Below are 13,393 nucleotides of genomic sequence, written 5' to 3'. Positions count from 1 at the left end.
CCCTCCCACTTACGAATAGGTAAGTAGGAGGTTTTTTCTTATGTATAGTATTGTATCTGAGGAGGCGGGGCTTTTGCCTCGTGAGCGACTCTTACAGAAGGGAGCAGAGGTTTTATCGGATCAGGAGTTGTTGGCGATAGTACTACGAACAGGGACCAAATCTGAGTCGGTCTTATCTATGGCTAATCGTATTTTGAAAGGGATGACGAGTTTGGCGGATTTGTCTCGTTTGTCTTTGAATGAGCTTCAGAAGATTCCTGGTATTGGGCGTGTGAAGTCTATTGAGCTGAAGGCTATGGTGGAGTTGGCTAAGCGGATTGAGAAGGCCGAGTTGGCTCGTTCCGAGCAGATTATGTCCAGTCAGCAAGTAGCCCGTCGTATGATGTTGGATATTGGGGACAAGCCTCAGGAGCATCTGGTGGCTATCTACTTGGATACGCAGAATCGTGTTATTCAGCAGAAGACGGTCTTTATTGGTGGTGTTCGTCGTTCGATTGCTGAGCCACGTGAGATTTTGCATTATGCTTGTCATCTGATGGCAACGTCCCTGATTGTGGTTCACAATCATCCATCGGGTGAGGCCTATCCGAGTCGAAATGATATTGATTTTACACAAAAGATTAAGCGGTCTTGTGATGATTTAGGGATTTGTCTGCTTGATCATCTGATTGTTGGCAAATCGACCTATTATTCTTTTCGTGAGGAGAGGGAGGATTTTGAGCTTTAGATTGAGCTTATGTGATAAAGACAAGAGAAAAGCAACTGAGTGCAGTCTCAGTTGCTTTTAAAGTTCGTTAACGACGTATTCAAAGAGTTTGAGGTCTTCTTCACGTTTATCTAGCAGAAGCTCTGGGTGCCACTGTACACCAAGGAAGCGAAGGTCTGGTGTATTTGACTCAACGGCTTCGACAGTGTTGTCCTCAGGATCACGCGCAATGACACGGAGGTCAGAGGCCAAGTGTTTAATACTTTGATGGTGGAAGGAGTTGATAGAGGTTTCACGTCCGTAAATTTCTGCCAACTTACTGTCCTCTTCAACAATCATCTCATGGTAGAGGTAATCAGAAGGCTTGTCCTGCCAGTGATTCTCGATGTCTTGGTGGAGACTACCACCTAGTGCGACGTTCATGAGTTGAGTTCCACGACAGATTGAAAAAATGGGTTTCTTTTGCTTAGTGGCTTCTTCGATAAGTGCCATTTCAAAGATATCACGTTCGAGGAAGAAGTCATCTTCACTGGCATGGTTCTTTTCGTTGTAGAATTTAGGGTCAACGTTTTGCCCACCGATAAGGATGAGCTTGTCAATCATGGAGATATAGGTCTTGGCTTCCGATGGATCGGATACGGGTAGTAGGATTGCTAGGCCACCGGCTCTTTGAACTCCTTCTACAAAGCCAGATGGGGCATAGGACCAGTTGATGTCTTCATGGGCTGGATTAGGCCTTACATTGGCTGTGATTCCGATAATTGGTTTAGTCATTGTTCCTCCTTGATTTTTCTTCTTCTTTCATGAAATAGAGTAGGGTTTGTAATTCGCTAGTCAGGTCTACGTATTGGACCACCACGTGGCGTGGAAGATTGAGGTTGACTGGAGAGAAGCAGAGGATGCCTTTAATTCCAGCATCAACCAAAAGATCAGCCACCTCCTGAGCCTTAACTGATGGCACTGTCAGGATGGCTGTTTTGATATCTTCTTGAGCAATCTTGTCCTTAATTTGGGAAATCCCATAGATAGGAATATTGTCCTCAGTTTGAGTTCCAACCAGTTCGTTATCGTCTGTATCAAAAGCCATGACCAGCTGCATGCGGTTACGCTCTTGAAAACGGTAGTGGAGAAGGGCACGTCCGACATTCCCCACACCTACGAGAAGTACCTTGGTAGTCGCATTGTCATTAAGGAGTTCAGCGAAAAATGTCATTAGTTTGTTCACGTCATAACCAAAGCCACGACGACCTAGCTCACCAAAGTAGGAGAAGTCTCGACGAACAGTGGCAGGGTCAATCCCAATCGCTTCAGCAATTTGTTTAGAGCTTGCTTTCTCGATATTTTCACGATGGAATCGCTTGAAAATACGATAGTAGAGAGAGAGACGTTTGGCAGTGGCGTTTGGGATGTTTTTCTCAAATGTCATTGATCGCTTTCCTTTCTTCAATTAGTATGATTCTCTTATATTTTAAGAAAAGTTTGTGAAGATTGCAACAAAATAGTGTAGAAGAGGCGATATAAAAAACCTATCACAAGGATAGGCTATTTCTATGTAGTAAGAAAAAATTTAGACTTCTTCTTGTTCGAAAACGTTACGGTCAACCAAACTCTGCATCAAGAAATAGAATTTCTCTTGCAAGATGTGATGATCTTCATTTTTAAAGATATTAACGTTACGAAGACCAGATTTATCTGTAATTGACAATTTGAAACCAGTCAAGTCTTTGTTAATAGTGATTTTAAGTGGGAAACCTTCGCCTGAGTTAGGCACTTTTTCGAGAAGGCGGTGCAACTCGTAGTTTCCAATTTTATTTTGCACAAAAGTCGTATCACGTAGGGTGAATTTTTTGACATTAGGACTGATGGTGTAACGGTATTTACAGTCAGTCAAATGAATGCTTTTTTCAAATGCCATGTTAGTCTCCTATGATTTGATTAAGTTTTTCTGCTAGGGCTTGGAGTTCTTCAGCGGTATTTTCCTCTGATAAACTAATGCGGATAGCTGTTTTTAACTTGTCAGAATCCTTGCCATAGAGGGCTTGGATGACGTGGCTAGGGTCAACAGTTCCAGCGGTACAAGCAGAACCCGTTGAAACAGCAAAGCCAGCTAGGTCTAACAAGGTTAAGAGAGGGCCATTTTCCTTACCAGGAAAACTGATGTTGATGACGTGGGGTAGGCTAGATCCTCCACCATTAATTTCATAAGGAACGGTAAGAGCGTCTAGAAAGACCTGACGTATCTTTTCAACATGTTGGTAATTGTCTTGGTAGTGGTCGCTAGCATGTTTGTAAGCAGCGGTCATACCTGCAATGCCGACCAGATTTTCAGTGCTGGCACGACGTTTTTCCTCTTGCTCACCACCATGGAGAAGGTTGTCAAAATGCAAATCGTTATGATAGAGCAGGCCGACACCTTTAGGTCCATGGAATTTATGGGCACTAATAGAGAGAAAATCGGCTCCAAGTTCCTCTGGATGAATAGGAAGTTTTCCTGCTACCTGAACGGCATCGACGTGGAAGGCAGCTGGGTGATTGGCAAGCAAGTCACCAATTTCTTTGATAGGAAGCAATTGGCCGGTCTCGTTATTGGCATACATAACAGAAACTAGAATAGTATCGTCACGTAAGGCCTCAGCGATTTGTTGGGCAGTAATGACTTGATTTTCTGGTTGAATATAGGTTACTTCAAAACCAAAACGCTCTTCCAAGTAGGCCATGGTGTGAAGGACAGAGTGGTGTTCAATAGCAGTTGTAATCAGGTGCTTACCTTTAGCTTGATTGGCTAGGGCGTAACCTTTGATAGCTGTATTGTTTCCTTCGGTCCCCCCAGAAGTGAAAATGAGCTTACGAGCAGGGACTTCAAATTGTTTGGCCATTTCTTCACGGGCTTCACGAAGTTCCTTGGAAGCTTGACGACCATAAGCATGGAGGCTGGATGGATTTCCAAAGGTTTCAGTCATGACATGTGTCATAGCTGAAATAGCAGCAGTATTTAAAGGAGTTGTTGCTGCATTGTCCAAATAAACCATAGCTTAGTCCTCGTGTGCTGTATATGCAAAGAGTGGACTAAGTGGTTGACGTTCGAAGATACGAGTAGTAGCGTTAGCGATTAGCTCACTTGCTGAAATGTATTTAACGTTTGTAGGCACTTTTTCTTTAGTCGCAACTGAATCTGTTACCAAGATTTCTTTGATTGGAGCAGCGTTGAGGACTTCGGCAGCACCTCCTGCAAAAAGCCCGTGACTAGCAACTGCATAGATGTCTTTAACGCCACCACGTTCAAGGATTTTAGCTGCTTCAGCAAATGTTTTACCAGTATTAAGGATATCATCAACCAAAATTGCTGTTTTTCCTTCAACCTCACCGATGATGTAGCCTTCTTCGCGTTCTGAATCATCTTGAGCGTAGTCAATGATAGCGATTGGTGCATCAAGGTATTCCGCCAAGCTACGAGCACGTTTAACACCTGAGTTTTTAGGGCTAACAACGACAACATCACTTCCTGTGAATCCTTTTTCGTTGTAGTATTCAGCAAACAATGGCATTGTGAAGAGGTTATCTACTGGGATATCGAAGAAACCTTGAACTTGGACAGCGTGAAGGTCAAGTGTCAAGACACGATTGACACCAGCTTTAACCAGCATATTGGCAATCAATTTAGCAGTGATTGGTTCACGTGAAGCAGCGATACGGTCTTGACGTGCATAACCAAAGTAAGGCATAACCACGTTGACAGAGTTAGCACTGGCACGTTTGCAGGCATCAATCATGATGAGCAATTCCCAAAGGTGGTCGTTAACAGGGTTGCTAGTAGATTGGATGATATAAATATCGTCCCCACGAACAGACTCTTCGATGTTGATCATGATTTCACCGTCAGAAAATTGACGTGAAGATACTTTACCAAGTGGCAATCCAGTAGCCTCAGCAATTTTTTCAGCAATTTCTGGGTTTGAGCTGAGCGAGAACAATTTCAATTGTGGGTTTGCTTTTTGATGTACCATGACGATGGTGACTCCTTTAAAAAAATAAGATGCTAAGCCCAGTTAGGGCTATTGTAATAAAACTACAGACAGTTCTATTTTAGCAAAAAGAAGCAGAAATTTCAGCCATCAAAGTATGATATTAGTGAAAAATACCGAACCTTTGTTAGATAAAATTCCTTTGTATGCGTTTTTAGACCTCTGGAAGTCATTTATGAGATAAAATGCTTGTATTATTTAACGCTGCATGTGTTTGAACATAAAAAGACAAGGAGCCAACTCCTTGTCTAAATTTTAGTCTTTGTCTCGTTTGAGGGTAGCTACAAAGCGTGCAACCTTACTCTTGGCATATTTAAAGTCAATGTTATTTTCTTTAAGGAAAGCATCAAAGTCTTCTTTACCTTTCTCAGCATCCGAAACTTCTAGTTCAAGCTCGTAGTCTTTCTTATCGGCATAGACATTGACATCGAGGGCCATGAGGCCGATGTTGGTCTGATACTCGCGACGGGTAGTGGTCAAATGCCCGAGGATGGTTAGGTCCTCAAGTTTAACCCCACGTTCCAGAAGAATGGATTTGATCTGACAATCAGGAAAGTCCAACGACTTAGTCAAAGCCTTAGCATCCGAACAATCCATGGTAACGTTGTACTCCATGTTCCCGACTTTTTCAGGTATCTTCAAGGTCAGCTCACCATGAGTGGGAAGCGTCCTGATACGCAAGGAGAGTTTTTTATTTTTCATGTCACTCTGAGGAGTGTCGATGTAGTAGTTGGTTTGCGTAACAGGTGTCACATGGGAGAAAAGAATCGCTAAACGATTGTACTCGTCTTTGGTGAGTAGAGTCTTGTACTCTATCTCTAAATGGTTCATGTGTGTCCTCCCTTGTGCTTTCAAATGTGGTATAATATAACAGATTGTATTTATTTTATAAAAAACTAAAGCTTTTGACAAGGAGGAGTCCTATCTTGACCATGGATTGGGAACAATTTTTAGACCCCTATATTCAGGCCGTAGGTGAGCTCAAAATCAAGCTCCGAGGCATTCGTAAACAATTTCGTAAGCAAAATCGTCACTCGCCTATTGAATTTGTGACCGGACGTGTGAAGTCAGTGGCTTCCATTGAGGAGAAAATCGCCCTTCGTGGCCTTTCGGTTGAAAATCTGGCCCAAGATATGCAGGATATTGCTGGTCTCCGAGTCATGGTCCAGTTTGTCGATGATGTGGATGAAGTTTTGGCTTTGCTTCGTCGCCGTAGTGATATGACCATTGTTTCAGAGCGTGACTACATCAGAAACCGTAAACATTCGGGTTATCGCTCTTATCATGTTATCGTCTCTTATCCCGTTGATACCATTGATGGTCGTAAGGAAATTCTTGCGGAGATTCAGATTAGGACTCTAGCCATGAACTTTTGGGCCACCATTGAACATTCCCTTAATTACAAGTATCAGGGGAACTTTCCAGAGGAGATTAAACTTCGTTTGGAAACTACGGCTCGTATGGCTTATGAACTTGATGAAGAAATGCGTAAGATACGTGATGATATTAGAGAAGCCCAGTTGCTCTTTGATCCAATTAACAGAACTTTGAAGGATAGTGTAGGAAATAGTGATGACACAGATGAAGACCTCTTCGGATGAGATGAAGGTAGCTATTATTGCCAATGGCAAACCCCAAAGTAGGCGTGTTGCCTCGAAACTTTTTAATGCCTTTCGAGATGATCCTGATTTTTATTTGACCAAGAAAAATCCAGATGTGGTCATCTCAATTGGTGGTGATGGCATGTTGCTATCGGCCTTTCATATGTATGAAAAAGAGCTTGCTCGTGTGCGTTTTGTAGGGATTCACACGGGTCACTTAGGCTTTTATACGGATTATTTGGACAGTGAAGTGGATCAATTAATTGAGACGCTTCGAAAAGACAGTGGTGCTAAGATTTCTTACCCTCTTTTGAATGTCAAATTGACCCTGGCTGACGGGCGTTCTTTTACGTCGATTGCTCTCAATGAAGCAGCCATCAAGCGTAATGAGAAAACCATGGCAGCAGATGTTTGCCTTAATGATGTCTTGTTTGAGAGCTTCCGTGGAGATGGGTTGTCGGTGTCAACGCCTACAGGATCAACGGCCTACAATAAATCTTTGGGTGGTGCAGTCCTTCATCCTACCATTGAAGCCTTGCAACTGACTGAGATTGCCAGTCTTAATAATCGTGTGTACCGTACCCTAGGAAGTCCCCTTATTGTACCTAAGCATGAGAAGATTACGGTTTATCCTACTCGAATGGGAAGCTATACTCTATCCGTTGATAATAAAACCTATACCAACCGTAATGTGAAAAAGGTAGAATTCTCAATTGACCAACGTAAGATTTCCTTTGTGGCTAGTGCCAGCCATACAAGTTTCTGGGAACGTGTACGTGATTCCTTTATCGGAGACATGGAAGAATGAGATATGAGTTTACAGTAGGGCGTTCTTGTCGGGTTAAGACCTTTTTGAAGGAGCACGATATTTCTAAAGGTATTCTAGCCAAGATTAAGTTTGAGGGCGGTCATATTTGGGTCAATGGTGAGGAGCAGTTTGCGACTTATCCTGTCCATGAAGGAGATGTGATTGCCATTGAAATCCCTGATGAGGCACCGCACGAGACCTTGAAACCTATTCCTTTTGACTTGGATATTGTCTATGAGGATGACAACTTCTTGGTGATTAATAAACCTTATGGCTATGCTAGTATTCCAAGTGTCAACCATGACAATACTATGGCTAATTTCGTCAAACATCACTTCGTTAGCAATAATTATCCTAATCAGCGTGTGCATATCGTGACACGTCTGGATAAGGATACATCTGGTCTCATGTTGTTTGCTAAGCATGGTTATGCCCACGCGCGTATGGATAAACAGTTGCAGCAGAAGTCTATTAAGAAACATTACTATGCCTTGGTTGAAGGTGATACAAAACTTGAGGAGCAGGGTGAAATCATTGCACCGATTGCGCGTGATGTGGATTCTATTATTACACGTCGGGTTCATAAATCAGGGAAATATGCCCATACGAGCTATCGCTTGGTAGCTGATTATGGTCGAGTGAAGTTGGTTGATATCAATCTTCATACTGGACGTACGCATCAGATTCGTGTGCACTTTGCCCACTTAGGTTTGCCTCTTTTGGGAGACGACCTTTATGGCGGTTCCCTAGATTATGGTATTAAGCGCCAGGCCTTGCATTGTCATCGTCTTGCCTTTATCGATCCTTTCACCAAAAAAGAGATGGTCCATGCATCTTCCTTGACAGATGATTTTGAAACCGTTATCATGAACTTACAAACTAAAAAAGATTGATTGAGGATTTTTTATGCGTAGTCTATTTGGTGAACTTCGTGAACGTATTTTAGGGAAAGGTGTTAAGATTGTTTTTCCTGAGGGTAACGACGACCGTGTGGTTCGTGCTGCTGCCCGTTTGAAATTTGAAGGATTGGTGGATCCTATTATTTTGGGAGACCCAGTTGAGGTTCACAAAATCTTGAGCGATTTTGGCTTTGCAGACTTTAACTATACGATTATTAATCCTGAAGCCTATGAAGGTTTTGAGGAAATGAAGGAAAAATTTGTTGAGATCCGTAAAGGAAAAGCAACGATCGAAGATGCAGAGAAATTGCTTCGTGATGTGAACTATTTCGGTGTTATGCTAGTTAAACTTGGTCTTGCTGATGGAATGGTTTCAGGTGCTATTCACTCAACAGCGGATACGGTGCGTCCTGCCCTTCAAATTATCAAAACAAAACCAGGCATTTCACGTACATCAGGTGTTTTCCTTATGAACCGTGAAAATACCGATCATCGTTTGGTGTTTGCCGACTGTGCCATCAACATTGAACCAAATGCTCAAGAATTGGCAGAAATTGCAATTAATACTGCTGAAACAGCTAAAGTTTTTGGTATTGATCCTAAAGTGGCCATGCTTAGCTTCTCAACTAAAGGTTCTGCGAAATCGCCAAAAGTTGACAGGGTTGTTCAAGCAACAAATATTGCTAAAGAAATGCGTCCTGACTTGGCTATTGATGGTGAGTTGCAGTTTGATGCAGCCTTTGTTCCAGCAACAGCTGCTATTAAGGCTCCAGATAGTAACGTAGCAGGACATGCCAATGTCTTTGTCTTCCCAGGTTTGCAAGCAGGTAACATTGGATATAAGATTGCCCAACGTTTGGGAATGTTCGAAGCTATCGGTCCAATCTTGCAAGGTCTTAATAAACCTGTTAACGACCTTTCACGTGGGGCTAGTGCTGAAGATATTTACAATTTGGCGATTATCACAGCTGCTCAAGCTCTTAATGGCTAATTTTAACTTAAAAACAGAGGTCTGACCAAGGTGTTAGACCTTTTTGTTTTATGCATGACGAGTGATTAAAAATAAATTGAATGAAGTGGCTAGAAATATAGGGAATACAAGGGACTATTGAGTTTGTCGTGTTTTATCATGTAAAATGCTTGTGCAAAATTGTCTGGCAACGACTGCTTTTCTTGATTATTTATGCTATAATGAAAGAGTAAAATTTTATTTTTTGGAGAAATCTTATGAAAAAAAGCAAATGGTTAGCCCTTGCGGGTGTGGCACTCCTCAGTGTAGGTGCCTTAGCGGCTTGTTCTTCTAAGTCAAGTACTAGTGGAACGACTTATGGTTATATTTATAACTCAGATCCTGAAACTTTAGACTATATCACGTCAAATACTGGACCTACTAAGACTGCTGTAACTAACGGTGTAGATGGTCTTATGGAAGCAGATAAATATGGAAATCTTGTTCCCTCAGTAGCTGAAGATTGGTCTGTCTCTCAAGACGGTCTTACTTATACCTATAAAATCCGTAAGGGTGTTAAATGGTATACTTCTGATGGTGAAGAATATGCTGATGTGACTGCTAAGGACTTTGTGACTGGTCTTAAGCATGCGGCTGATAGCAAAGCTGGAGCTCTTTACTTGGTGCAAGATTCTATTGCTGGCTTGTCTGACTACCTCTCTGGTGCCAATAAAGATTTCTCAAATGTAGGCGTTAAAGCAATCGACGATTATACATTGCAATACACCCTTAAAAAACCAGAACCATACTGGAACTCTAAGACAACCTATGGTTTGCTCTTCCCGGTTAACGAAGACTTTCTTAAGAACAAAGGAAAAGATTTTGGTAAGTCAACAGACCCAACATCTATCCTCTATAATGGTCCTTTCCTTCTTAAATCTTTGACAGCTAAATCATCTATCGAGTTGACTAAGAATGAGAATTACTGGGATAAGAAAAATGTGCATTTTGACTCTATCAAATTGTCATATTATGATGGCTCTGACCAAGAATCACAAGAACGTAGTTTCTCTGATGGTGGTCTCAGCATTGCACGTGTCTTCCCTATGAGCTCTAACTATGCGTCAGTAGAAAAGAAATATAAAGATAACATTTATTACACTGCACCAGGTGCATCGACATCAGCTATTGGTGTGAATATTGACCGTCAAAGCTATAAATTCTCAGCTAAGAAGACAGATGCTGAAAAGACATCAACTAAGAAGGCTCTTCTAAACAAAGACTTCCGTCAATCAATCAACTTCGCTATTGACCGTACAGCCTATCAATCACAAGTAAACGGTAAAGATGGGGCTGCTCTTGCTATACGTAACCTCTTTGTTCCTTCTGATTTTGTCAGTGCAGGTGATAAGACCTTTGGTGACCTTGTGACAGACAAGATGAGCACTTACGGTGATGAATGGTCTGGTGTCAATTTTGCGGATGGTCAAGATGGTCTCTACAATGCGGAAAAAGCTAAGACTGAGTTTGCCAAAGCCAAAGAAGCTCTTCAAGGTGAAGGTGTTCAATTCCCAATTCACTTGGACCTTCCAGTTGATCAAAGTTCTAAACTTAATGTTGCTCAAGCTCAATCATTGAAACAAACGATTGAAAAATCATTGGGCAGTGAAAATGTCGTTATCGATATCAACCAGTTGTCATCTGATGATATGCAAAATGCTACTCTTAATGCGGCTAATGCGACAGCAGAAGACTGGGATATTTCAAACGGTGTGGTTTGGGGTCCAGACTATCAAGATCCATCAACTTACCTTGATATCTTTAAGACAACTTCAAGTGAAAATACCAAGACTTTCATGGGTTATGATGATCCAAACAATGCGGCCGCAGCTCAAGTAGGTCTTAAAGATTATGATGCCTTGCTTGATTCAGCAGCTTCAGAAACAACAGACCTCAACGCTCGTTATGACCGCTATGCTCAAGCTCAAGCTTGGTTGGAAGATAGCTCGCTTGTCATTCCATTGACTGTTGGTAACGGTGCAGCACCAGTTATCTCACGCTTGACACCATTTACGGGTGCTAGCATGCAAGTGGGTGATAAGAACTCATCAGACTACTTCAAATATGTGAAACCACAAGAAAAAGTAGTTACTAAGAAAGAATATGAACAAAGTCGTGAAAAATGGCTTAAAGAAAAGAAAGCATCTAACGAAAAAGCTCAAAAAGATCTTGAGAAACACGTTAAATAATATTCTTGAGAAAAAGGCAGTTAGCCTTTTTCTTTTGTCCCAAAAGGGCTAATCCATAGTGTTCATAAGGGGTATAATTGTGAGAAAGTCAGTATAAGACAAAATATTCTGAAAATTGTACTCATCTTATTTTTTATGGTATAATGTAGGCATATAAAAAAGATTTTTTGGAGAATGCTTATGAAAAAAAGTAAATGGTTGGCCATTGCGGGTGTTTCCCTCCTAAGTGTTGGGGTTTTAGTGGCTTGTTCATCAAAATCAAACACTTCAAGCAATACTTATAACTATGTTTATACTGCTGATCCTGAAACATTGGATTACCTTATTTCCAATAAAGGTTCAACGACTGATGCTGTGACAAATGGTGTCGATGGCCTTTTGGAAAACGATAAATATGGTAACTTGGTACCTTCAATTGCTAAGGACTGGACTGTTTCAGCTGATGGTTTGACTTATACTTACAAACTTCGTAAGGGAGTTAAATGGTATACTTCAGACGGTGAAGAGTATGCGGAAGTAACAGCTAAGGACTTCGTAACAGGTCTTAAGCATGCTGCTGATAAAAAGACAGAGTCAATTTACTTGGCAAAAGATTCTGTAGTAGGTCTTGCTGATTATTTCAATGGTACTGATAAAGACTTCTCTAAAGTTGGCGTTAAAGCACTTGATGATTACACTCTTCAGTACACACTTAAACAACCAGAACCTTACTGGAATTCTAAGATGACTTATTCTCTCTTCTGGCCTGTAAATGAAGAGTTCCTTAAGTCAAAAGGGGATAGCTTTGGTAAATCAACAGATCCATCATCTATCCTTTATAATGGTCCATACATCCTTAAGTCATTGACAGCTAAATCATCTATTGAATTGGCTAAAAATGAAAACTACTGGGATAAGAAGAATGTCCACTTCGATGGCATTAAACTTTCTTTCTACGATGCATCAGACCAAGAGTCGCTTGTTCGTAATTTCACTGATGGCGCTTATAGCCAAGCACGTCTATATCCAACAAGCTCAAACTTTAATTCAGTAGAAAAACAATATAAAGATAATATCTTCTATACACAACCATCTGCAGATATTGGTGGGGTTGGTGTTAATATTGACCGTCAGTCTTACAACCATACAGCTAAAAAGACTGATGCTGAGAAAGATTCAACTAAGAAAGCTCTTCTTAACAAGGACTTCCGTCAATCAGTTAACTTTGCTATTGACCGTACAGCTTATTCAGCACAACTTAATGGTGAAAAAGGTGCAGCACTTGCTGTTCGTAACATTCTTGTGAAACCTGATTTTGTTTATGCTGGTGACAAGTCATTCGGTGATTTGGTAACTGAAAAGATGCCTTCATATGGTGACGAGTGGTCAGGTGTTAACCTTAAAGACAGTCAAGATGGTCTCTTCAACGCTGATAAGGCTAAGACTGAATTTAATAAAGCTAAGGAAGCTCTCCAAGCACAAGGTGTTCAATTCCCAATTCACTTGGACCTTCCAGTTGACCAAGCTGCAAAACCAACTGTAGCACGTGCACAATCTTTGAAACAATCTGTTGAAAAGACACTCGGTAAAGAAAATGTTGTTGTAGACGTTAACCAAATGTCTCAAGATGATCTTCTTAACAGTACTTTGTATGCAGCTAACGCAGCAGCAGAAGACTGGGATATCAATATTTCAGTTGCTTGGGTGCCTGACTACGAAGACCCATCAACATTCCTTGATATCTTCAAGACAACAGCTAGTGAGAACACAAAAACTTACATGGGATTCGACGATCCTAACAATGCAGCAGCAGCTCAAGTAGGTCTTAAAGACTTTGATGCTTTGGTTGATAATGCAGCTAAAGAAACAAGCGACCTCAACGTACGTTATGAACGTTATGCAGAGGCACAAGCTTGGTTGGAAGATAGCTCACTCTTCATGCCACTTATGGTTAATAAGGGTGCTGCTCCAATGGTAGCTCGTTTGACACCATTCTCAGGTGCTTACTCTCAAGTAGGACCTAAGGGTTCTGACAGATACTTCAAGTACCTTGAGCCTCAAAAAGATGTTGTCACTAAGAAAAACTATGATAAAGCCCGTGAAAGCTGGCTTAAAGAAAAGTCTAAGTCCAACGAAAAAGCTCAAAAAGACCTTGAGAAACACGTTAAATAAAAGGACGA

13 protein-coding genes are annotated in these 13,393 nt (G+C 41.3%); 7 read left to right on the top strand and 6 right to left on the bottom strand.

The genetic code is table 11. From position 1 onward, the window contains the following. Positions 1-40: 40 nt before the first annotated feature. Positions 41-727 (top strand): RadC family protein, encoded by a 687-nt coding sequence (gene radC / locus HMPREF2697_RS05150; RefSeq protein ID WP_045768510.1) that lies wholly within the window; start codon positions 41-43, stop codon positions 725-727. Between the two features lie 57 nt (positions 728-784). Here radC and HMPREF2697_RS05145 read toward each other — a convergent pair whose 3' ends face one another. The 6 genes from HMPREF2697_RS05145 to HMPREF2697_RS05120 all read right to left on the bottom strand — a co-directional run bounded on the left by HMPREF2697_RS05145 (position 785) and on the right by HMPREF2697_RS05120 (position 5,559). Beyond that, the gene (locus HMPREF2697_RS05145; protein ID WP_070849842.1) at positions 785-1,480 is read right to left on the bottom strand and encodes a gamma-glutamyl-gamma-aminobutyrate hydrolase family protein; all 696 of its coding nucleotides are present in this window, start codon (positions 1,478-1,480) and stop codon (positions 785-787) included. After that, positions 1,473-2,132: a redox-sensing transcriptional repressor Rex gene (locus tag HMPREF2697_RS05140; protein ID WP_045768511.1), complete on the bottom strand. Its 660-nt coding sequence runs from the start codon at positions 2,130-2,132 to the stop codon at positions 1,473-1,475. The genes HMPREF2697_RS05145 and HMPREF2697_RS05140 overlap by 8 nt, the downstream gene beginning before the upstream one ends. Positions 2,133-2,273: 141 nt before the next feature. Next, positions 2,274-2,621, bottom strand: coding sequence for a DUF1831 domain-containing protein (locus HMPREF2697_RS05135; protein WP_002884733.1), 348 nt, complete (start codon positions 2,619-2,621; stop codon positions 2,274-2,276). 1 nt (position 2,622) lies between these two features. Continuing rightward, positions 2,623-3,735: a cysteine desulfurase family protein gene (locus HMPREF2697_RS05130; RefSeq protein ID WP_070849840.1), complete on the bottom strand. Its 1,113-nt coding sequence runs from the start codon at positions 3,733-3,735 to the stop codon at positions 2,623-2,625. 3 nt (positions 3,736-3,738) lie between these two features. Further along, a complete protein-coding gene (locus HMPREF2697_RS05125) occupies positions 3,739-4,710 on the bottom strand; it encodes a ribose-phosphate diphosphokinase (protein ID WP_013990217.1) in 972 nt (323 codons plus the stop codon). 273 nt (positions 4,711-4,983) lie between these two features. After that, positions 4,984-5,559: a CYTH domain-containing protein gene (locus tag HMPREF2697_RS05120; protein WP_070849837.1), complete on the bottom strand. Its 576-nt coding sequence runs from the start codon at positions 5,557-5,559 to the stop codon at positions 4,984-4,986. 95 nt (positions 5,560-5,654) lie between these two features. Between HMPREF2697_RS05120 and HMPREF2697_RS05115 the strand changes: the two genes are divergently transcribed. The 6 genes from HMPREF2697_RS05115 to HMPREF2697_RS05090 all read left to right on the top strand — a co-directional run bounded on the left by HMPREF2697_RS05115 (position 5,655) and on the right by HMPREF2697_RS05090 (position 13,385). After that, complete coding sequence (locus tag HMPREF2697_RS05115) at positions 5,655-6,329, top strand: GTP diphosphokinase (protein WP_045001570.1); 675 nt, start codon at positions 5,655-5,657, stop codon at positions 6,327-6,329. Beyond that, a complete protein-coding gene (locus HMPREF2697_RS05110; RefSeq protein ID WP_002884507.1) occupies positions 6,301-7,137 on the top strand; it encodes an NAD kinase in 837 nt (278 codons plus the stop codon). The genes HMPREF2697_RS05115 and HMPREF2697_RS05110 overlap by 29 nt, the downstream gene beginning before the upstream one ends. Next, positions 7,134-8,030 carry an RluA family pseudouridine synthase gene (locus tag HMPREF2697_RS05105; protein WP_070849833.1) on the top strand — a complete coding sequence of 299 codons (897 nt, stop codon included), beginning with the start codon at positions 7,134-7,136 and terminating at the stop codon, positions 8,028-8,030. Before HMPREF2697_RS05110 ends, HMPREF2697_RS05105 begins: the two co-directional genes overlap by 4 nt. A gap of 13 nt (positions 8,031-8,043) precedes the next feature. After that, positions 8,044-9,027, top strand: coding sequence for a phosphate acetyltransferase (gene pta, locus HMPREF2697_RS05100; protein WP_070849831.1), 984 nt, complete (start codon positions 8,044-8,046; stop codon positions 9,025-9,027). 236 nt (positions 9,028-9,263) lie between these two features. Then, complete coding sequence (locus HMPREF2697_RS05095; RefSeq protein ID WP_070849829.1) at positions 9,264-11,234, top strand: peptide ABC transporter substrate-binding protein; 1,971 nt, start codon at positions 9,264-9,266, stop codon at positions 11,232-11,234. A 180-nt stretch (positions 11,235-11,414) separates the two neighbouring features. Further along, positions 11,415-13,385 carry a peptide ABC transporter substrate-binding protein gene (locus tag HMPREF2697_RS05090; protein WP_070849827.1) on the top strand — a complete coding sequence of 657 codons (1,971 nt, stop codon included), beginning with the start codon at positions 11,415-11,417 and terminating at the stop codon, positions 13,383-13,385. Positions 13,386-13,393: the final 8 nt, after the last annotated feature.

This window comes from Streptococcus sp. HMSC064D12 (assembly GCF_001837205.1).
GTDB classification, from domain to species: domain Bacteria; phylum Bacillota; class Bacilli; order Lactobacillales; family Streptococcaceae; genus Streptococcus; species Streptococcus salivarius_D.
Note: the sequence above shows the minus strand (reverse complement) of the source record. Positions and strands in the feature narration are given on the sequence as shown.